The sequence below is a fragment of the Pseudarthrobacter phenanthrenivorans Sphe3 genome, from assembly GCF_000189535.1.
Taxonomy (GTDB): domain Bacteria; phylum Actinomycetota; class Actinomycetes; order Actinomycetales; family Micrococcaceae; genus Arthrobacter; species Arthrobacter phenanthrenivorans.
Map to the genome: position 1 here is coordinate 1,628,564 of NC_015145.1, position 20,146 is coordinate 1,648,709.

Here is a 20,146-nt window from a genome sequence, read left to right on the forward strand (position 1 = left end):
TGACAGTCGACACAAAGATTTGTGTTTGTCCTTGTAGGTCCTAGACACTGTGACCACTCACCGATCCACCCGCAATGATGCAGGAGAAGTATGTTTTCCAAAGTTCTGGTGGCCAACCGCGGCGAAATCGCGATCAGGGCCTTCCGCGCCGGCTACGAGCTGGGCGCCAAGACCGTTGCCGTTTTCCCCCAGGAGGACAGGAACTCGATCCACCGCCAGAAAGCGGACGAGGCCTACCTGATTGGCGAAGAAGGCCACCCGGTCCGGGCCTACCTGGATGTTGACGAAGTTGTCCGGGTAGCAAAGGAATCCGGTGCGGACGCTATCTACCCGGGCTACGGTTTCCTCTCCGAGAACCCGGACCTTGCCCGTGCCGCCAAGGCTGCCGGCATCACCTTTGTTGGTCCGCCGGCGGAAGTCCTGGAACTGGCGGGCAATAAGGTGGCTGCACTGAAGGCCGCCCGGGACGCCGGCGTGCCCGTCCTTAAGTCCAGTGCGCCGTCCAAGGACCTGGACGAACTCATTGCGGCAGCGGACGAGATCGGCTTCCCCATCTTCGCCAAGGCCGTGGCAGGCGGCGGCGGGCGCGGCATGCGCCGCGTGGACACCCGCGAAGCATTGCCCGAAGCCCTGCAGTCTGCCATGCGCGAGGCCGACGCCGCCTTCGGCGACCCCACGATGTTCCTGGAGCAGGCCGTCCTGCGCCCCCGCCACATCGAAGTGCAGATCCTCGCCGACGCCCAGGGCAACGTCATGCACCTCTTCGAGCGCGACTGCTCCATCCAGCGCCGCCACCAGAAGGTCATCGAGATCGCCCCGGCCCCCAACCTGGACGAAAACATCCGGCAAGCCCTGTATCGGGATGCGGTTAAGTTTGCCCAGGCCCTCAATTACGTCAACGCCGGAACCGTTGAGTTCCTCGTCGACACAGTCGGTGAGCGCGCGGGGCAGCACGTCTTCATCGAAATGAACCCCCGCATCCAGGTGGAGCACACGGTCACGGAGGAAGTCACCGACGTCGACCTGGTGCAGGCCCAGATGCGCATCGCTGCCGGCGAAACCCTGGCTGACCTGGGCCTCTCCCAGGACACCGTCCGGCTTCGCGGCGCCGCGCTGCAGAGCCGCATCACCACGGAGGACCCGGCGAATGGGTTCCGCCCCGACGTCGGAAAGATCACCGGCTACCGCTCGGCCGGCGGTGCGGGCGTAAGGCTCGACGGCGGCACTGTTTACTCAGGTGCGGAGATCAGCCCGCACTTCGACTCCATGCTGGTCAAGCTCACCTGCCGCGGCAGGGACTACCCTTCCGCGGTGGCCCGCGCCCGCCGTGCCCTGGCCGAATTCCGTATCCGCGGCGTCTCCACCAATATCTCCTTCCTGCAGGCGGTGCTTGACGATCCCGATTTCATCGCCGGCGATGTGGCAACCTCCTTCATTGACGAGCGCCCGCAACTGCTCAAGGCGCGCGTCTCTGCCGACCGCGGCACCAAACTCCTCACCTGGCTGGCGGATGTCACTGTCAATAAGCCCAACGGCGAACTGAAGGTCCACTCCAACCCGGCCCGCAAACTGCCGTCCGTGAAGGACAAAGAAGCGGCTCCGGGCTCCCGGCAGCGGCTTCTCGAGCTGGGCCCGGAGGGGTTCGCCCGGGCCCTGCGTGAACAGAACGCGGTAGCCGTCACGGACACCACGTTCCGCGACGCGCACCAGTCGCTGCTGGCCACCCGCGTCAGGACCCGCGACCTCGTCGCGGCCGGGCCCGCGGTCACCGCGCTGATGCCGGAGCTCCTGTCTGTTGAGGCCTGGGGCGGCGCCACCTACGACGTCGCACTGCGCTTCCTCGGCGAAGACCCCTGGGACCGGCTCGCCGCCCTGCGCGCGGCCATGCCCAACGTCTGCATCCAGATGCTGCTGCGCGGCCGCAACACCGTTGGCTACACGCCGTACCCTGAAGAAGTCACGGAAGCCTTCGTCAACGAGGCTGCGGCCACCGGCATCGACATCTTCCGGATCTTCGACGCCCTCAACGACGTCAGCCAGATGGCCCCGGCCATCCGCGCTGTCCGCGCCACGGGCACCGCAGTCGCCGAGGTGGCGCTCTGCTACACCGGCGACATGCTGGACCCGGAGGAGAAGCTCTACACGCTGGACTACTACCTGGAACTGGCGCAGAGGATCGTCGACGCCGGCGCCCACATCCTTGCCATCAAGGACATGGCCGGTCTGCTCCGTCCGGCAGCAGCGGCGAAACTGGTGTCCGCGCTTCGGGAACGCTTCGACCTGCCGGTGCACCTGCACACCCACGACACAGCCGGCGGCCAGCTGGCAACGCTGCTGGCAGCCGTCGATGCAGGGGTGGACGCCGTGGACGTTGCCTCGGCGTCGCTGGCGGGAACCACCAGCCAGCCCTCTGCCTCTGCCCTGGTGGCGGCACTGGCGCACACCCCGCGGGATACGGGGCTCAGCCTGGCGGCCGTCAGCTCGCTGGAGCCCTACTGGGAAGCGGTCCGCCGCGTCTACGCGCCGTTCGAGTCCGGCCTGCCGGGCCCCACGGGACGCGTGTACCAGCACGAGATCCCGGGCGGGCAGCTCTCGAACCTGCGCCAGCAGGCCATGGCCCTGGGGCTGGGGGAGCGGTTCGAGGCCATCGAGGACATGTACACCGCTGCGGACCGCATCCTCGGCCACCTGGTCAAGGTGACCCCGTCGTCCAAAGTGGTGGGGGACCTTGCCCTGCACCTCGTGGGCCTGAACGCAGACCCGGCCGACTTCGAGGAGAACCCGCAGAACTACGACATTCCGGACTCCGTCATCGGCTTCCTGTCCGGCGAACTCGGCGACCCTCCCGGCGGCTGGCCTGAGCCTTTCCGCACCAAGGCCCTGCAGGGACGGAGCGTGAAGGTCCGCGACGTAGAGCTCAGCGCCGAGGACAGTGCAGCGCTGAAGTCCGATTCCAAGACCCGCCAGCACACGCTGAACCGGCTGCTCTTTGACGGACCCACCAAGGACTACCTCAAGAGCGTCGAAACCTACGGCAATATCTCGGTCCTGGATACCCGCGACTACCTGTACGGCCTGCAGCGCGGCCAGGAGCACGAGATCCAGCTGGAGAAGGGCGTGCGGCTGATCGCTTCCCTGGAGGCAGTCTCCGAGCCGGACGAAAAGGGCATGCGCACGGTCATGTGCACCCTCAACGGCCAGTCACGCCCGGTGGTGGTCCGGGACCGTTCCGTGGTCAGCAACGTCAAGGCTGCGGAAAAGGCTGATCCCGGCCAGCCGGGCCAGGTTGCGGCGCCGTTCGCCGGTGCCGTCACCGTCACCGTCAAGCCCGGTGACGAGGTGAAGGCAGGGGACACGGTGGCCACCATCGAGGCCATGAAGATGGAGGCATCCATTACGACGCCGGTGGCCGGCAAGGTTTCCCGGCTCGCCATCTCCGCCGTCGAGCAGGTGGAAGGCGGAGACCTCCTGCTGGTCGTCGAGTAGCTCAACAAAAAACGCGGGGTCACTTCCCGCCCAATCCGATGCTTCGGACGGGCGGGAAGTGACCCCGCGTTGCTGTTTCTACGCGTTGTTGTTTCTAGGACCGCGGCGCGGCGTACATTTCTTCGATGACGGTCTCGAAGTCCTTCATCACCTGGGCCCGCTTAACCTTCATGGACGGCGTCAGGTGGCCAGAGGCCTCCGTGAACTCGGCGGGCACGATCCGGAAGGACTTGATCGCCTCCGCCTGGGACACGGACGTGTTGGCGGCCGTGATGAGGTCCTGGACCGCAGCCTTGACCACGGGGCTGGCAGCGGCGTCTTCGAGGGATGTGTCAGCGGGAAGGCCGTGGCGTTGCAGCCACCCAGGCAGGGCCTCCTGGTCCAGCGTGATCAGCGCGCCGATGAACGGCCGGTTGTCACCCACCACCAGCACCTGCGACACCAGCGCGTCCGCCCGGATCTGGTCCTCCAGAAGCGCCGGAATCACGTTCTTGCCACCAGCGGTGACGATGATCTCCTTCTTGCGCCCGGTAATCCAGACGAAACCGTCCTCATCCAGCCGGCCGATGTCACCGGTACGGAACCAGCCGTCGTCGAACGTCTCGGCGGTCAGGTCGGGCCGCTTGTAGTAGCCGCGCATCACGCAGACACCCTTGGCCAGGATTTCCCCGTCGCTGGCAATCTTTACGGCATTGCCCGGCAGGGGCTTGCCGACGGATCCGATCTTGATCAGTGACGGTGTGTTCACGGAAATCGGCGCAGTGGTTTCGGTCAGGCCGTAGCCTTCGAGTACCTGCAGCCCGATGCCCTGGAAGAAGTGTCCCAGCCGCTCCCCGAGGGGGCCGCCGCCGGACACGGCATGCGCGACATGGCCGCCCATCGCCGCGCGCAGCTTGCCGTAGACGAGTTTGTCGAACAGTGCGTGGCGGAGCTTCAGGCCCAAGCCCACGCGGCCCTCCTGCCGGGCCTTGGAAAAGGCGATGGCGGTATCGGCTGCCTTGTGGAAGATGGCTCCCTTCCCGCCGTCTTCCGCTTTGGTCAGCGCGGAGTTGTAGACCTTTTCGAAAACGCGCGGCACGGCCAGGATGAACGTTGGCTCATAGCTCTGCAGGTCTGCCAGGAGGTTCTTGATGTCCGGAGTGTGTGCCACGGTGGTGCCGGCCGCCATGGCAAGTACGGAGATGAAGCGGGCAAAGACGTGGGCCAGGGGCAGGAACATGATGGTCTTGGCGTTCTCGTGGACGATCTCGCCGATGATGGCCAGAGCGTTGTCTGAGAGTTCCACGAAGTTCCCGTGGGTAAGTTCGCAGCCCTTGGGCCTGCCGGTGGTTCCGGAGGTATAGATGATGGTGGCGGTATCGCCCAGCCGGGCGGTCTTCCGGCGGGCCTCAAGGTCGTCGTCGCTGACACTTCGGCCCGCGTCGCGGAGGGCGTCCAGGCCCTTTCCTTCCAGCTGCCAGACGTTCTCAAGGGACGTCAGCGCCTCGGCAGTCACCGCCTGCCGGATGATGTCCTCATGGTGGGCTGCCTCACCGAAGGCGGCAACGGCCCCGGAGTCCCCGAGGTTCCAGGCCACCTGCGAAGGGGAGGAGGTTTCGTAGATCGGCACGGAAACGGCGCCGGCAAACCAGATGGCGAAGTCCACCAGCGACCATTCGTAGCGGGTACGGGACATGATGCCCACGCGGTCCCCGGCAGCTACGCCGCTTGCCATGAGGCCCTTCGCCAAAGCCCTGACATCGGCCAGGAAGTCTGTGGCGGAGATGTCCTGCCAGGACCCGGAGGCGTCCAGCCGCGAAAAGAGCGCAGGGTTGCTGGCCTTTGCTGCCTGCCTCAGCACCAGATCGGTGATGTTGGTTTCCGATGGGACAACAACAAGAGGCGGAACACTGAATTCGCGCACTATAGCTCCTTTGATATCCGGGTCCCGCGCAGGGGTATGCCTAAAGACTAGTATGCCGCTGCCGGGCCGTGCAGTATCTAAAGTTACTGGTCGGTAACTTTGCCGTCAACGGGGCGGTGCGACATGTGGGCGGCATCTCCGGCCGGCCACACCCGTGCGTCCAAAGCGCCCACCTAGAATGGGGGACTATGTACGTACCGCCACCCGGCGAAAAGGCCGGGCCACTGAAGAGACCTGCCCCATGGAGGCTGCGGCCCACCTCCAGCCGGGTGGGTCCGCGGCGCGGCGAGGGCTTCCGGCAACACCTGCGCCTTGGGCGTAAGGGGCTGGCCATTGGCATCGACATCGGGGGCACCAAGGTAGCCGCGGGTGTGGTGGATGCCGATGGCAGGATCCTCAGCGAGGCGCGGCGAACCACGCCGGGCAGGGATCCCCGGGCCGTGGAGCAGGTCATCGTTGAGCTGGTGGAGGAACTGGGCAGGGGCCACCGGATCTGGTCCGTAGGGATTGGCGCGGCCGGCTGGATGGATCTCGACGGCGGCACAGTGCTGTTCAGCCCACACCTCGCCTGGCGTAATGAACCGCTCCGGGCCAACCTGCAGCAACTCCTCCGCCGGCCGGTGCTCCTGGCCAACGACGCTGACGCCGCCGCCTGGGCCGAGTGGCGCTTTGGCGCGGGCCAGGGCGAAGACCGCTTGGTTTGTATCACGTTGGGTACCGGTATTGGCGGAGCCATGGTGATGGACGGCAGGGTAGAACGGGGCCGCTTCGGCGTGGCCGGCGAGTTCGGGCACCAGATCATCATGCCCGGCGGGCACCGCTGTGAATGCGGCAACCGGGGCTGCTGGGAGCAGTACGCATCTGGGAATGCTTTGGGCCGCGAGGCAAGGATCCTGGCGCGGGCCAACTCTCCGGTGGCGCAGGACCTGCTTGCGGCCGTGGGCGGACGGGCGGACGCCATCACCGGTGCCATTGTGACGGAACTGGCGCTTGCCGGCGATCCGGCTTCACGCGAACTGCTCGAGGAAGTGGGGGAGTGGCTGGGCCTTGGCCTGGCAAATCTTGCCGCCGCGCTGGATCCGGGGCTATTCGTTATTGGCGGCGGGTTGTGCTCAGCCGGTGACCTGTTGGTGGAGCCTGCCAGGAAGGCCTTCGCACGCAACCTGACAGGCCGCGGGTTCCGTCCCGCAGCGGGGATTGAACTGGCCGCGCTCGGGCCCAATGCGGGGCTTATCGGCGCCGCAGACCTCTCCAGGGTAAGCAGCCGGACGCGTCGCTGACGCGTGGCTACGGCGGCGGCGGGTTGCCGCCGCGGCCAAGCCTGGCGCTAGACGCGTGCGCCGTCGTCGTCCTCGTCTTTTTCCTGCGGCAGCTTCATGATCAGGTACACCGTGCCGAGCACGAAGACCGCCACGATTCCCACGATGGCCAACAGCGGTGCGGCGCGCCAGAACATGGCTGCCAGCAGCAGTGCCACGGGTCCGCCCACGGCAGCGAGCCAGGCAAGCATGGTCAACGGATCGGTGCCCGCCAGGCTGGGTGGTTCCTCGGGAACGAAATCGCCGTCCTCCGGGTCCACCTCGTAGTCGCGGGGGCCGGAGGGTGAGTCCACCCCCGCGTTGGAGCCGCCATCCGCCGCGGCCTGCCGTTCCGCGGCGGATCTTTCCGACGGCGTGGTGCCGGCCAGGCCCAGGGGGTCGAAATCCCGGAAGGTGGCTGGCCGCCCTGTGGCGGAGAAGTCCTGGCCGGGTGCCTGTCCGGGGCCGGGCGCCTGACCGGGGTCAGCGCCTGGCGCGGTGTCGGTGCCGGAGACTGTGCCGGAATCCGCCTCCAGGCGGGCCACCAGGTCCAGCCAAACGGCGTCGTCCTGGTTGGCGCCCTGGTCGGGGGAGCCCGGGTCAGGCCTGTTCATGGGACATGACCTCCAAAGTTGTTGCCGGACCCGCGGCGGGGACTTGCGGCGTCCCGTCGGAAACCAGGGAGCGGATAAACGTGACGGAGCCTTCGAAAATCCGGTCGGCGTCGTGGTCCATGGTAGCCACGTGATAGCTGTTGTCGAGGCGGACAAGCTCCAGTGGAGCATGGGTGAGTCCGCGCCGCAGCGCAGCAATGCTTGAGTCGGAGACCACGTGGTCCACGGCGGAGCGGTAGACCTGGACCGGAGCAGTGATCCGGGGGAGGAGCCTGAGGGTGTCGCGGAACATCTTGTTGAGCTGGTGGGCTGCAGCGACCGGGGTCCGCGAATACGCGCCCTCGTCCATGCCTTCTTTGAGGATGTCATTGGCGATGGCCGGGGTGCTCTTCATGACCAGCTTCAAAATGCCTGCCAGCGGTGCCCGGGGATCATCGATCACCAGGCCGGGGTTCACCAGGATCACCCCTGCCACGGGTCGGGTGGCCGCGATTCGCAGTGCCAGCGCCCCGCCCATGCTCAACCCTGCCGAAAAGACGTAATCGCAGTCCGCTTCCAGTTCGAGGTAGGCATCATCCAGGGCGGCGTGCCACTCCTGCCAGCGGGTGCGGGCGAGCTCCTGCCAGCTGGTGCCGTGGCCGGGGAGCAGCGGCATCCGGACGGCAAAACCGGCTGCGGCCAGGGACTGGGCCCACGTCCGCAGCCCGTGCGGACTTCCCGTAAACCCGTGCGAGAGCACCACACCGACGCGGGGACCGCTGCCGGTGAACGGACTGCTGAAGGGGCTGTGGTCCAGGCCGGAGGTCATGGAGTCTCCAATGCGGGGGTCTGGCGGGCGAGGGCATGGAAGAACGCGCTGGATTTCGCAAATATCTCCGGCGCGTCCACGTCCAGCGTAGCCACATGGCCGCTGCGGCGGAGGTGCACCACATCCGTGAGGTGCCCGGCCAGGCCCTTCCGGAGCAATGCCAGCGACGTCGGCGGTATTACGGCGTCAGTCTCAGACTTGAAGACCTGCACCGGCACAGAGACACGGGGGAGCCCACGGGCAGCCGCGCCAAAGAGCTTCTTCAGCTCGTGGACAGCGGCCAGAGGGGTCCGTGAATAATCCCCGTGGCTGGTGGCCGCGGCGGTAGGCTGCTCCTCCTCGATGGGGAGGGTGGTCCGCTGGAAGTACTTCAGGACTCCCACCACCCGCACGCGCCGGTCGTAGAAACTCAGGCCGGGGTTGACCACGGACACGCCGGCAACGTTGTGGCGTGAGGCAGCCAGCAGTGCCAGGGCCCCGCCCATGGACAGCCCGGCGACGAACGTTCTCTCAGTGCTGCGCTCCAATTCGAGGAAGGCGTTTTCGAAGCAGCGGTACCAGTCGTCCCAGCGCGTCCTGGCCAGCTGGCGCCAGTCCGTTCCGTGTCCCGGCAGCAGTGGCACGCTCACTGCATAGCCCTGTGAAGCAAGGTGTTCTGCCCATGGCAACACGCTTAAAGGACTGCCGGTGAAGCCATGGCAGATGGCCACGCCGGTCCTGGCATTCGGTCCGTGGCCGGGATAGCTGAAAGCGGCAGGAGGGGACGGGGTGCTGCTTTCGCTCATTGCTCCATCGTGTCACTGTTCCGGACAAATCTCACTAGAGTAGGGTTGCATTGAACTGCTGGCCAGGCCCGACGCGGGGCCCGGGGGCCGCCTTCCGGAGAGGTTTCTCACGTGTTCTATTGGGTCATGAAGCGGATTTTCCTCGGTCCTGTGCTGAAGCTTCTTTTCCGTCCCTGGGTCAAGGGCCTGGACAACATCCCGGCCGAGGGACCGGCAATTATCGCCTCCAACCACCTCTCGTTCTCCGACTCGATCTTCATGCCGCTGATGGTCCACCGGCCTGTTGTTTTCCTGGCCAAGTCCGAATACTTCACCGGCACCGGCATCAAGGGAAGGCTGACGGCCCTGTTCTTCCGGCTGACCAACCAGTTGCCGATGGACAGGTCCGGGGGAGCTGCCTCGGCTGCCTCACTGAACGCAGGCATGGAGGTCCTTAACCACGGCGGCCTGCTGGGCATCTACCCTGAAGGCACCCGGAGTCCCGACTCGAGGCTCTACCGCGGGAAGGTGGGCGTCGCCCGGCTCGCCCTGCAAGCCGGTGTCCCCGTGATCCCGGTGGCCATGATCGGTACGGACAAGGTGCAGCCCATCGGCAAGCGCCTGCCAAACATCCGCAGGATCGGCATGATCTTTGGTGAGCCCCTGGACTTCAGCAGGTACAAGGACCAGGCAGAGGACCGCGATGTCCAAAGGAAAGTCACGGACCAGATCATGTTTGAACTGATGCGCCTGTCCGGGCAGGAATACGTGGACGAGTACGCGGCCGTTGTGAAGCTGCGGATGGCGGGAAAGCCGGTCGAACCGGCGGCTGCCGCGGAGCCGCTGGCGTCCTCCGCGCCCCAAGCCGACGCGGAGGAGGCGGGTTCCGGTCCCGGAAGGGCGGGGAAGAAGGCTTCCGGCGGGCCGGACGGCCGGGCGGAACCTTCACGCCACGATGACCACGACGGTGGTGCTGCCGCCGCCGGCTGAGCGGTTGTGACGCTGCGCGCAGGGTGCGTGACGGGGCGGTGTCCCGGGGGCCTGCGCTGCCGTTAGTCTTAGATGGTGACTGAGCTATCTGCAAAACCCGCCTTTTCCCTGTCCGGCACTGCCCAGAGCGGAGCAGCCGACTATCCAGGACTTGATAACTGGCGGGACCTTCCCATTTCCCAGCAGCCCAGCTGGCAGGACAGGGATGTGTTCGAGGCTTCCGTAAAGGAACTCTCCGTCCTTCCTCCGCTGGTGTTTGCCGGTGAGGTGGACGTCCTCCGCGAGCGGCTTGCCGCCGCTGCCCAGGGAAAGGCGTTCCTGCTGCAGGGCGGTGACTGTGCTGAAACCTTCGAGGCCGCAACCGCCGACAAGATCAGCGCACGCGTGAAGACCATTCTCCAGATGGCAGTGGTGCTCACGTATGGCGCGGCCATGCCCGTCATCAAGATGGGCCGCATGGCGGGCCAGTTTGCCAAGCCCCGCTCCTCCAACGATGAAACCCGTAACGGTGTCACGCTGCCGGCCTACCGGGGCGACATCGTCAACGGCTACGACTTCACGCCGGAGTCCCGCGGCCACGACGCCTCCCGTATGCTCCGCGCCTACCACACCTCCGCTTCGACGCTGAACCTGATCCGCGCCTTCACCCAGGGCGGATTCGCCGACCTCCGCTCGGTGCACCAGTGGAACAAGGGCTTCACTGAAAACCCGGCCCACGCGCGCTACGAGTCGCTGGCCCGCGACATCGACCGGGCCATCAAGTTCATGGCCTCCTGTGGTGCGGACTTCGAGGCCTTGAAGCGTGTTGAATTCTTCGCCAGCCACGAGGCCCTGCTGCTCGACTACGAGCGGGCCCTGACCCGGATCGACTCCCGCACCGGATTCCCTTACGACACCTCCGCGCACTTCCTCTGGATCGGGGAGCGGACGCGCGAACTGGACCACGCCCACGTCGACTTCCTGTCCCGGGTGCGGAACCCCATCGGCGTCAAGCTCGGGCCATCCACCACAGGCGACGACGCCCTCCGCCTCATTGACAAGCTGGATCCGGAACGCGAGCCGGGCCGGCTCACCTTCATCACCCGCATGGGTGCCGGCAACATCAGGGAGAAACTGCCCGCCGTCGTCGAAAAAGTTACCGCGTCAGGTGCACAGGTGCTCTGGGTCACCGACCCCATGCACGGAAACACCGTGACCTCCCCGAACGGGTACAAGACACGCAATTTCGACGACGTCATTGACGAAGTGCGCGGCTTCTTCGAAGTCCACCACGCCCTGGGCACCGTACCCGGCGGCCTGCACGTTGAAATGACCGGCGACGACGTTGCGGAATGCCTCGGCGGCGCTGATCCGATCGACCAGGATGCCTTCCTGGACCGTTACGAGTCGGTCTGCGACCCGCGGCTGAACCACATGCAGTCCCTGGAGATGGCCTTCCTGGTGGCCGGCGCCCTCGCCCGGCACTGACACCTGCCTGATCCGCGCAAATGGTGTGGGCGGCCCGCCGCCTACACCACGGTCAGGGTTATGACCGACCCCTCCGGCACCTCTGTGTCCACCGGGTCCTGGTCGCGCACGGTCCCGAAGAAGCCGCCCAGGATGTTGTTGACCCGGACCTGGAAACCCAGCGCCTCCAGGGCCTTCCGCGCGTCGCCTGCCTGCTTGCCGATGAAGCTGGGGACTTCCACCATCCGCGGTCCTTTGGAGATGGTAAGCGTGACCGTGCCGCCGCGCGTCAACGTACCGGTGGCCGGGGCCTGGCTGGCCACGGCTCCTTCCGGAATGTCCCTGCTGAAGACTTCCTCGCGGGAAACTTCCGCCTGGAGTCCGGCCGCCTCGATGGCATCCACGGCATCGTTTTCGTCCTGTCCCACTACCGAGGGAACGGGAATGGGCTCGGGGCCTTTGGAGACCACCAGGGCGACGGGTGTGCCATGCCGCACGGCCGTTCCGGCCGCCGGGTCCTGCTGCAGCACAATACCTGCCGGAACTTCCTCATTGAACTGCTCGGTGACGGTACCCAGTGCCATGTCGGCTGCGTTCAGTCCGTTCTTCGCTTCCTCCAGCGTGCCGCCGGCCAGGTCCGGCAACGGGAAGAGCTGGGGGCCTTTGGAGACGAAAAGCGAGACTGGCTGGAACTTGCGGATTTCCCTGCCCGCTTCCGGCTCGCTGCCAACCACCAGGCCCGAGGGAACATTGTCGTCAAAGACATCGCTGGTAGTGGACCGGAAACCGGCGTCGGCCAGGATCTGTTGGGCTTGGGCAACTGTCTTGTTTGCCACGGAGGGAATTGTGGCCGCGGCGCCGGGACCCATTCCAAAGAACCAGCCTGCACCCGTTGCCAGCAGGGCGGCAACGATGAGGACCACGATCCACAGAACCCCACGGCGGCGGGGACTGCCCTCGCGCAAGGTCCGGGCCGGAGTGGCGGCAGCTCGTGCACGGGCCCTTTCGTCTTCCCTGTCCGCTTTGCGCTGGGCACGCTTGCCTGGCCTGACGGGAGGCGGGGGAGCCCAGACTTCTCCTGTATCGCCGTCACCGGGGGGAGTGAGGGTGCGACGGGGTGCGGCGGGTTGGCCCTGGCCGGCGGCGGCGGGCGTCTGGCCGTGCGACGGCTGGTAGGGCGGGGCGGGCGGCCTGCCAAACGGCATCACCGTTGTTGGGTGGCTGGTCCGGCCAATTACTTCGGTCCGGTGCTGGGAAGGGGGACCGGCGGCCGCGGACCCGTCGGCTGCTGCCGGCGGATGGAGGTCAAGTTCGGCGTCGGTAAGGTTGGTCCGGATATGACGGAGTTCCTGGAGCAGCGCGTTGCCGTCCACTGGCCGCTTCTCAGGATCGTTCGCGGTGCACCACTGGACGAGCTCATCCACTTCGGCGGCCAGGCCGGGAACCAGTGCTGATGGCGGCCCCACAGTGCTGTTGACGTGCTGATAAGCCACTTGGATGGGAACTTCCCCGCTGAACGGCTGCTGTCCCGTCAGCATCTCGAACAGCATGATGCCCACGGAATAGATGTCGCTGCGCGCGTCGGCCGGTTTCCCCAGGACGAGCTCCGGTGAAAGGTAGGCGACAGTGCCTATCAGGGCCCCGGTGCTGGTAGAAGTCGTGACCGCACGTGCCAGCCCGAAGTCTCCGATCTTGATCCGGCCGTCGTCGGAGATCAGGACGTTTTCGGGCTTCACGTCCCGGTGGATGAAGCCCGCCGCGTGTGCTGCACCCAGACCTTCAATAACGGGGTCGACCAGTGCCAGGGCCAGGCGTGGAGGCAGGGCACCCTTCTCGTTAATGAGGTCACGCAGGGTGTGCCCTTTGATGTACTCCATCACCAGGTACGCGGTGCGGCCGTCGTTGCCCTGGTCCAACACCCCCACCACATGGGGGTGGGACAACCTTGCGGCCGCCTTCGCCTCCCGGCCCAGCCTGTCCAGGAAGTTCTCGTCCGCCGAGAGGTGCGGATGCAGCACCTTCAGGGCCACGTCCCGCTCCAGCCGCTGGTCGGTGGCCAGGTAGACGGTGGACATTCCGCCCCGCGCAAGCTTTGACCTGACGGCATACCGGTGGTCAACCAGCGTTCCTACCAGAGGGTCTGACACGTGTTCCTGCACCCTACGATCCTAATGCCGCAACGAAACGGGCCCGAACCGATACCGGTCCGGACCCGTGCCGTGTTTTCCTGGCGGCCCTGTGCCTGCGCGGCGGGGACAGCTCAGCCGAAGTTCTTCTGGTGCGCCTTGATAGCGGCCACATACGCCTTGGTGTCGTCGTACATGCCGTACTTGCTGACGGAATACTGGCCCTGGTAGTAGCCTGCGATGGCCGTGTCCCGATCCTTGCTTGTGGCCAGGAGCTGGCGGATGATCGCCACGCCGGCCGTCGCATTGTCGTAAGGGTCCAGGAGGTTCAGCTTGCGGCCCACCAGGTCCGACGCCCACTGGCCGGAGCTCGGAATGACCTGCATGGTGCCAATGGCATTGGCAGGAGAGACGGCACGCTGGTCAAAGCCGGATTCCTGATGCGCGAACGCGAGGGCGAGGGACGGTTCCACGCCCATCCTCCGAGCAGTGTCAGCAACGATATTGCGCATTTCTGCCCGGGAGGGAACCGGCGAAGCGTTCAACAGCGCCTTGTTTTCATTCGCGGAACTGACCACTGCCGCAGGATAGCTGAAGCCGAGGAATGAACTGGGGACCAGCGGGGTCACCGATGCCGCGGGCTGCCCTGCAGCCGGCTGGGCAGGGGCGCCCGGGATGGCCAGCTTGTTGCCGGGGTAGATCACGCTGGTCATGCTGAGCCGGTTGGCCGACAGCAACTCCGAGAGCTTGACCCCGTGCCGGGAGGCGATGGCCGAAAGAGTATCTCCGGCTTTGACGGTGTAGGAGCCTGAAGCGGGGGCGGCAGGGGCAGGAGCAGCAGGTACGGGGGCCGCCGGCGCGGAGGTTGAGGCCAGGCCGCCCGCCGGAGCGGCTGCAGGGGCTGCAGCTGCGTCCCCGGCGCCGACCTTGATTTTTTGCCCCGGATAGATAATGGAGCGCATGTTGAGGTTGTTCCAGCTAAAGACGTTTGCCAGGCTGACGTTGTGCCGTGCAGCAATGGCGCCCAGGGTGTCTCCTGGTTTGACGGTGTAGGTCGCACCGCCGGAAGGGGCCGGGGCCGCAGGCGCAGGAGCGGCCGACGGTGCTGCCGGGGCAGCCGCCGAACCGGAGAGCTTGATCTTCTGGCCGGGATAGATGATCGTGTTCGGCTGCAGGTTGTTCAGCTTCAGCACTTCGGCCGTGTTGAGCCCGAACTTCCCTGCGATTCCGCTGATGGTGTCGCCGCGCGCAATGGTGTATTCGGCCGGGGCCTGCGGCTGCGTGGGCTTGAAAGCCGCAGGGATGGCAGTGGAAACCGAGGAGGCCGGGATGACCGCCGCCGTCGCCTGGGCAGCCTGCGCCTTCATCGCTGCGGCCAGGGTTCCGGGAATGGCGCGCTGGGGCTGCTCGGCGGCAGCCGGCTGGGCCAACGCCAAGGATGACAAAACGACCGCTGGCAGGGCCGCCGTGGTGGCGGCCAGCATGGGCAGGCTCGGCTTGGGGGGCTGCTTGTGCGAGCGGGACATCGTCATGGAAAGAATCCTCTTCTCAACTGCTGGTGCGGACGGGGATGCCGCTCTCATTTCCTGATACTACTGTGACTGCTGTTAATGCTGTTACAAATGTGGTCAATGAGAATCTCTCACGGATTGCGGAATAGCACAAGAATTCAGTGAATGGCAGCAAGAAAGAATTCCGGGAGTGTCTGCAGGTCAGCGGCCTCCTTTCGAGTGCACCGACTAGGCGGCAGGGTGTACAGCGTGGCAACCTTGATCCGTGAGTAATGTAGAAAACCTTGTGGGTGAGTGGTTGCCGCTGCCCGACGTCGCCCGTTTATTGGATGTTTCCATCACCAAGGTGCATAGCCTGCTCGATGAGCGCGCCCTGGCAGCACTAAGGGTGGGCGAACGGAAAATCCGGTCGGTGCCGGCAGAATTCCTTCAGGACGGCCAGGTAGTGGACAGCCTGAAAGGGACCATTGTTGTCCTGTCGGATGCGGGCTATTCCGATGAGGACCTGATCGTCTGGCTCTTCACCCCGGACGAGTCGCTCCGGGGCCGCCCTATCGACGCGCTGCGTGAGGGCCGCAAGACAGAAATCCGGCGCCGGGCCCAAACGCTGGCCTGGTAATTCCGGGCATCCTGCAAACGACCGCTTCGCTTTTAACCGCGCGAGAGCAATTTATCCGCCCTTAAGAGGCCCGGCTGACAGTAGCTTCAGCCAGCCTCCTAAGGGCGGTTTTAGGCAGTTCGTCCAAAGGGAGCGCCTCAAGCGCAACAAAAGCCGCGGCACCGAATTCATTGATCAGTACCTCGGTGGCGGCCAGCGCTCCGGATTCCTCAATAATCCGCCGGAGTTCATGGATGTCCTCCGCGGACAGGTCCGGGCTGCCCAACCGTGCGTCAATAAAAGCCGACTCCGCCGGCGAGGCCTGGTCCAGCGCCAGGGCCACAAGGACGGTACGTTTCCCCTCCCGCAGATCATCTCCGGCGGGTTTGCCGGTGGTGAGCGGGTCTCCGAAGACACCGAGCACATCATCGCGGAGCTGGAATGCCTCACCAAGGGGCAGTGCAAACGCAGAATACCCGCGGAGCAGCTCGTCCGATGCGCCGGCAAGCGCACCGCCCAACGCCAGCGGATGCTCGGTGGAGTACTTGGCGGACTTGAAACGGATGATGGACTGCGCCCTGCTGACGGCGCCTGCCCTGTCCCGGACCGGCCCGGCAACTTCTTCCAGGATGTCCAGGTACTGGCCCGCCATTACTTCGGCCCGCATGAGGTTGAAGATCAACCGCGCCCTGCTGCCCGCCGCCGCCCGCTCACCGATGTCCGTGAAGGCTTCCTCGCTAAAGGAGAGGCAAAGATCGCCGGTAAGGATGGCGGCCGCCTGGCCGAACCGTTCACTGTCCAGTGCCCACCCCCGTGAGCCGTGCAGCTCGGTAAAGCGGCGGTGCACGCTCGGCCCGCCACGCCTGGTATCGGAACGGTCGATGATGTCGTCATGGATCAGTGCGGCCGCCTGGAACAGCTCCAGGGCGGCGCCGGCCGCGACAATTTGTTGAGCGGCAGGCTCACCGCCGGCACCCCGCCAGCCCCAGTAGCACATGAGGGCGCGCAGCCGCTTGCCGCCGGTCACAAGGTTGGAAATGGATCCCATCAGCGGTTCGATGTCCGGAGAAATGGCGGACATGACCGACTGCCGGGCCGTGAGGAAGCCGGTGAGCTCGCCTGCTACGGCTGCAACGAAGTCCGCCTGCTCATTCCTTAGCTGTTCGGCCCCCGTCACTTGGCTGACTCAGCTGCCACGTTGGCACCGATGGTGAAAGTGGCAACTCCGGCGGCTTCCACCACCGAGAGATTGACGGTCTCGTTGTCGCCCCGGACAAAATCCTTGGAAGCCACTGAGCCCACGGACTCGCCGGGAACCGCCTTGAAGCCCTGGCCCTCCAGCGCTTTCGTGTAAAAGTCGATGACCGTTGCCGGCGGCGCAGTAATGGTGGCCACCAGGGCGGCGGTGGCGGGAGAGGAAGCCTTGTCAAAACTGCTCGACACTACTGTTGCCCCGGGCATGAGTGGCAGGAGCTGCTGGGGGAAGCCCTCCACCACCGCCCCCACGGTGGCGGACGTGTTGGGGGAAGCAGAGGGGCTTGGAGAGGCCGTCACGCGGGACCCGGCCGTTGCTGTGGCGGAGGCGGAGGGGTCCTGGGTTGCCGACGGGCTTGGACTGCAGGCAGCAAGGGCCACGGCTGCGCCGGCAATGAGGACTGCCAAACGTGCTGGCTTGAGGTTTCCAAAGACCGTCACAGGGACTTTCCTCCTGGGTTGATGCCGGATTCAGCCTCCAGTTTAGTCAGTACAAAACGGATAGGATTGCAGCCGTGGGGCCCGAAGGTAAGAACCAGCCACCCGGAGCGCAGCTTCCGGGACGCCGGCGCAAGTGCATCATGCACGTTGACATGGACGCCTTCTTCGTCTCAGTAGAGCTCCGGACGCGCCCGGAACTAAAGGGCCGGCCCGTCATCGTCGGCTTCCCCGCCGACCGCTCCGTGGTCCTTTCCGCCTCCTATGAAGCCAGGGCCTTCGGCGTGAAATCAGCGATGCCGATGGCGGTGGCTGCGAGAATGTGTCCGCAGGCGGTGATCATCGAGCCCCGCCACAAGCTGTACTACGACGTATCGGGCCAGATTATGGGCATCTTCGAGTCCATCACTGAACTGGTGGAGCCGCTGAGCGTTGATGAGGCGTTCCTGGATGTCACCGGAGCCATCCGCCGCCTGGGGCCGCCGAGGGGGATCGGGGCATTGATCCGCCGTCGGGTTTCCGAGGAACTCGGCATTACCGCCTCAGTGGGGATCGCCGAGTCCAAGTTCGTGGCAAAAATTGCGTCCACCCGATGCAAGCCGGACGGGCTGCTCCTGATCAGCCCGGACGAAACCGTGCCCTACCTCCACAGCCTGCCCGTCGGCGCGCTCTGGGGCGTGGGCGCCAAGACGGCCGAGGTCCTGGCCAGGATGGGTATCCGGACGGTAGCGGACGTGGCGGCGACGCCGGTGTCCTCGCTCAAGAAGATGCTGGGCGCGACGGGGGAACACGTCCATCAGCTTTCATGGGGGATTGATCCCCGCCAGGTCACCCCGGTCCGGCTGGAGAAAAGCATCGGCGCCGAGGAGACCTTTGCCGTGGACACTGCCGACGACGCACTCCTGCACCGGGAACTCCTGCGCCTGTCCCACCGCACCGCCACGCGTCTTCGGACGTCCGGGATGGTGGCCCGGACCATAGCCCTGAAGCTCCGGTTTGCGGATTTCTCCACTATCACCCGCAGCCGGACTGTCCAGACGCCGGTGGACAGTGCCCAACTGATTTACGCAGTGGTGCTCCAACTGCTGGAGTCCGTGGGCGAGCGGGCCATGACTGTCCGCCTGGTAGGGGTCAGGGCAGAACAATTGGAGGACGCGGCGAGGACATCGCTTCAGCTGAGTATTGACCGGCGGGACGAGAACTGGCGCGCCGCCGAGCAGGCGCTCGATGAAGTGACCCGGAAATTCGGCAGCAAATCCGTTCTTCCCGCCCGTCTCATGGAGCCCGGAAACAGCCCCGAATAAAGGGCATCAACAAGCGCCGGGAAGGCGCCCGGGAAAGTCATTGCCGTCTTTCAGAACAGCCCTCAACAAACTATCCTTAGATATACATAGTTTTCGAGTGACTGGACTTACTGCCGGACCCTCTTGGACATGCTCCCGCTCCTGCGACGGCATGCCTGGTTCCCGACTTTCGCCACAGCGGCGGAGCGGGAACCTCTCAGGCACAGCAGCCGTTAACGGAGCAGAAGTTGTGGCTGGGATCAGCCCGGACGTTGGCCTACAAAAGGAGGTCGTGATGCCGCTGTCGGAGCACGAACAGAAGCTGCTTGAGCAGCTGGAGAAGCAGCTTCACGAGGACGACCCGAAGTTCGCGAATTCCATGGGTTCAGACCCTGGGCGCTCATGGTCCACGAGGCATGTGGTGATTGGGGTCCTCGGCGCCCTGGCAGGCGTCTTCCTGTTGCTCGTGGGCGTCACTCTCCAGAACATCTTCGTAGGTGTACTCGGCTTTGTGGTGATGGGTGGAGGCGTTTACTACGCCACGATGCGCAGTAGTGCAGCTGCGGCAAAGCCCGGATCCAAGGCCGGCCGAAAGCCGGGCAAGCAGAGAAGCTCCTTCATGAGCAACCTGGAGGAACGGTGGGACGAAAGGCGCAGGGGGGAACCCTAGCAGCCCCCTTGGCCGCGCGGTCAGCCGGTACTCCACTTCGCTCCCCAAGATAGGGGAAAAGCTAAAAGGACCTGCCTTATGGCAGGTCCTTTTCGCGTTTAAGCCGCAATTCGTGGACATTCCTGGGCAATAGCGGCGTCGGTTTGCCCGTGGGCAGCTTTTCAAGGGGCCGAACCCCGCGAAGAAGTGCCGGGTAAGCCGCAGCACTGAAAAAAGTCCTCCACTTTGCACCACAGGCCCAAACATCCGTGATTTCAGCCCTGTTTCCCATAATGAGGCATCCCGAAGGCTCCGTTTGCGTTGACTGTGGTGGAAAGTGGAGTAATGTGGAGGACATAAGAGGGTGGTTGCAACATTAGGGGATGTGCAGTTCCTGACGGCGGACAGGCGGTGGGCCAGTGTTTCTGGGCACTCACTCGCCGCGTCTGGACGAAAAGGGGCGGATCATTCTCCCCGCGAAGTTCCGGGAGGAACTTGCCAGCGGGCTGGTGCTCACAAGGGGCCAGGAACGTTGCATCTACGTCTTCAGTGAGAAGGAATTTGCACGGGTCCACGAGCAAATGCGGGAGGCGCCAATCTCCTCAAAACAGGCGCGGGACTACATCCGCGTCTTTCTCTCTGGAGCCTCGGACGAGGTACCTGACAAGCAGGGGCGCGTGACTATCCCACCGGCGCTCCGGGAGTATGCAGGCCTCGGCAGGGAACTGGCCGTCATAGGCGCCGGATCCCGGGCCGAGATCTGGGACGCCCAGGCTTGGAATGAATACCTCGCGGAGAAGGAAACAGCCTTCTCCGAAACTGATGACCCCATCCCGGGCATTCTCTGAATGCCTGCGGGGACAGCAGGCAGTTTCTTGGATGAGATCTCCAGCCGCCCATCGGCCGGCCATCCTGGCTCACCTTCCCCGGAGCCAGGCGGGCGGACGATAGGCGCGGATGGGGATCTGGCCCAAGAAG

At 65.3% G+C, this 20,146-nt stretch carries 16 protein-coding genes; 8 read left to right on the plus strand and 8 right to left on the minus strand.

What is annotated here, in order from left to right; all coding sequences use genetic code 11:
- Positions 1 to 90 precede the first annotated feature (90 nt).
- Positions 91 to 3,486, plus strand: a complete 3,396-nt coding sequence (locus ASPHE3_RS07540; RefSeq protein WP_013600631.1) for a pyruvate carboxylase — start codon at positions 91 to 93, stop codon at positions 3,484 to 3,486.
- A gap of 94 nt (positions 3,487 to 3,580) precedes the next feature.
- Here ASPHE3_RS07540 and ASPHE3_RS07545 read toward each other — a convergent pair whose 3' ends face one another.
- Complete coding sequence (locus ASPHE3_RS07545) at positions 3,581 to 5,389, minus strand: AMP-dependent synthetase/ligase (protein ID WP_013600632.1); 1,809 nt, start codon at positions 5,387 to 5,389, stop codon at positions 3,581 to 3,583.
- Positions 5,390 to 5,577: 188 nt separating this feature from the next.
- Between ASPHE3_RS07545 and ASPHE3_RS07550 the strand changes: the two genes are divergently transcribed.
- Positions 5,578 to 6,669, plus strand: coding sequence for an ROK family glucokinase (locus ASPHE3_RS07550; protein WP_041652022.1), 1,092 nt, complete (start codon positions 5,578 to 5,580; stop codon positions 6,667 to 6,669).
- Between the two features lie 47 nt (positions 6,670 to 6,716).
- Here the strand turns inward: ASPHE3_RS07550 and ASPHE3_RS07555 are convergent, their stop codons facing one another.
- Genes ASPHE3_RS07555 through ASPHE3_RS07565 form a run of 3 tightly spaced genes read right to left on the minus strand, consistent with a single transcriptional unit; the run spans position 6,717 to position 8,894 of the window.
- Entirely contained in the window at positions 6,717 to 7,301 is a 585-nt protein-coding gene (locus tag ASPHE3_RS07555) for a hypothetical protein (protein ID WP_013600634.1), read from the minus strand.
- Positions 7,288 to 8,109 carry an alpha/beta hydrolase gene (locus ASPHE3_RS07560; protein WP_013600635.1) on the minus strand — a complete coding sequence of 274 codons (822 nt, stop codon included), beginning with the start codon at positions 8,107 to 8,109 and terminating at the stop codon, positions 7,288 to 7,290. The genes ASPHE3_RS07555 and ASPHE3_RS07560 overlap by 14 nt, the downstream gene beginning before the upstream one ends.
- A complete protein-coding gene (locus ASPHE3_RS07565) occupies positions 8,106 to 8,894 on the minus strand; it encodes an alpha/beta hydrolase (protein ID WP_013600636.1) in 789 nt (262 codons plus the stop codon). The genes ASPHE3_RS07560 and ASPHE3_RS07565 overlap by 4 nt, the downstream gene beginning before the upstream one ends.
- A gap of 111 nt (positions 8,895 to 9,005) precedes the next feature.
- Between ASPHE3_RS07565 and ASPHE3_RS07570 the strand changes: the two genes are divergently transcribed.
- Positions 9,006 to 9,863 (plus strand): lysophospholipid acyltransferase family protein, encoded by an 858-nt coding sequence (locus ASPHE3_RS07570; RefSeq protein WP_013600637.1) that lies wholly within the window; start codon positions 9,006 to 9,008, stop codon positions 9,861 to 9,863.
- A gap of 72 nt (positions 9,864 to 9,935) precedes the next feature.
- Positions 9,936 to 11,330 (plus strand): class II 3-deoxy-7-phosphoheptulonate synthase, encoded by a 1,395-nt coding sequence (locus ASPHE3_RS07575; protein WP_013600638.1) that lies wholly within the window; start codon positions 9,936 to 9,938, stop codon positions 11,328 to 11,330.
- A 41-nt stretch (positions 11,331 to 11,371) separates the two neighbouring features.
- Here the strand turns inward: ASPHE3_RS07575 and pknB are convergent, their stop codons facing one another.
- Both pknB and ASPHE3_RS07585 read right to left on the minus strand, forming a co-directional pair.
- Entirely contained in the window at positions 11,372 to 13,468 is a 2,097-nt protein-coding gene (gene pknB, locus ASPHE3_RS07580; RefSeq protein ID WP_041652023.1) for a Stk1 family PASTA domain-containing Ser/Thr kinase, read from the minus strand.
- A 101-nt stretch (positions 13,469 to 13,569) separates the two neighbouring features.
- Positions 13,570 to 14,967, minus strand: coding sequence for a lytic transglycosylase domain-containing protein (locus ASPHE3_RS07585; RefSeq protein WP_013600640.1), 1,398 nt, complete (start codon positions 14,965 to 14,967; stop codon positions 13,570 to 13,572).
- A 244-nt stretch (positions 14,968 to 15,211) separates the two neighbouring features.
- Between ASPHE3_RS07585 and ASPHE3_RS07590 the strand changes: the two genes are divergently transcribed.
- Positions 15,212 to 15,565 carry an Rv2175c family DNA-binding protein gene (locus ASPHE3_RS07590; protein WP_041652024.1) on the plus strand — a complete coding sequence of 118 codons (354 nt, stop codon included), beginning with the start codon at positions 15,212 to 15,214 and terminating at the stop codon, positions 15,563 to 15,565.
- 61 nt (positions 15,566 to 15,626) lie between these two features.
- Here ASPHE3_RS07590 and ASPHE3_RS07595 read toward each other — a convergent pair whose 3' ends face one another.
- On the minus strand, positions 15,627 to 16,721 hold the full coding sequence (locus tag ASPHE3_RS07595) for a polyprenyl synthetase family protein (RefSeq protein ID WP_013600642.1): 1,095 nt from the start codon (positions 16,719 to 16,721) through the stop codon (positions 15,627 to 15,629).
- A complete protein-coding gene (locus ASPHE3_RS07600; RefSeq protein ID WP_013600643.1) occupies positions 16,718 to 17,239 on the minus strand; it encodes a hypothetical protein in 522 nt (173 codons plus the stop codon). The genes ASPHE3_RS07595 and ASPHE3_RS07600 overlap by 4 nt, the downstream gene beginning before the upstream one ends.
- 74 nt (positions 17,240 to 17,313) lie before the next feature.
- Between ASPHE3_RS07600 and dinB the strand changes: the two genes are divergently transcribed.
- From dinB to mraZ, 3 genes are all read left to right on the plus strand, one after another.
- Positions 17,314 to 18,540: a DNA polymerase IV gene (gene dinB / locus ASPHE3_RS07605; RefSeq protein WP_041652025.1), complete on the plus strand. Its 1,227-nt coding sequence runs from the start codon at positions 17,314 to 17,316 to the stop codon at positions 18,538 to 18,540.
- Positions 18,541 to 18,814: 274 nt separating this feature from the next.
- Entirely contained in the window at positions 18,815 to 19,189 is a 375-nt protein-coding gene (locus ASPHE3_RS07610; RefSeq protein ID WP_013600645.1) for a DUF3040 domain-containing protein, read from the plus strand.
- A 398-nt stretch (positions 19,190 to 19,587) separates the two neighbouring features.
- The gene (mraZ, locus tag ASPHE3_RS07615; protein ID WP_009358613.1) at positions 19,588 to 20,016 is read left to right on the plus strand and encodes a division/cell wall cluster transcriptional repressor MraZ; all 429 of its coding nucleotides are present in this window, start codon (positions 19,588 to 19,590) and stop codon (positions 20,014 to 20,016) included.
- Positions 20,017 to 20,146 lie beyond the last annotated feature (130 nt).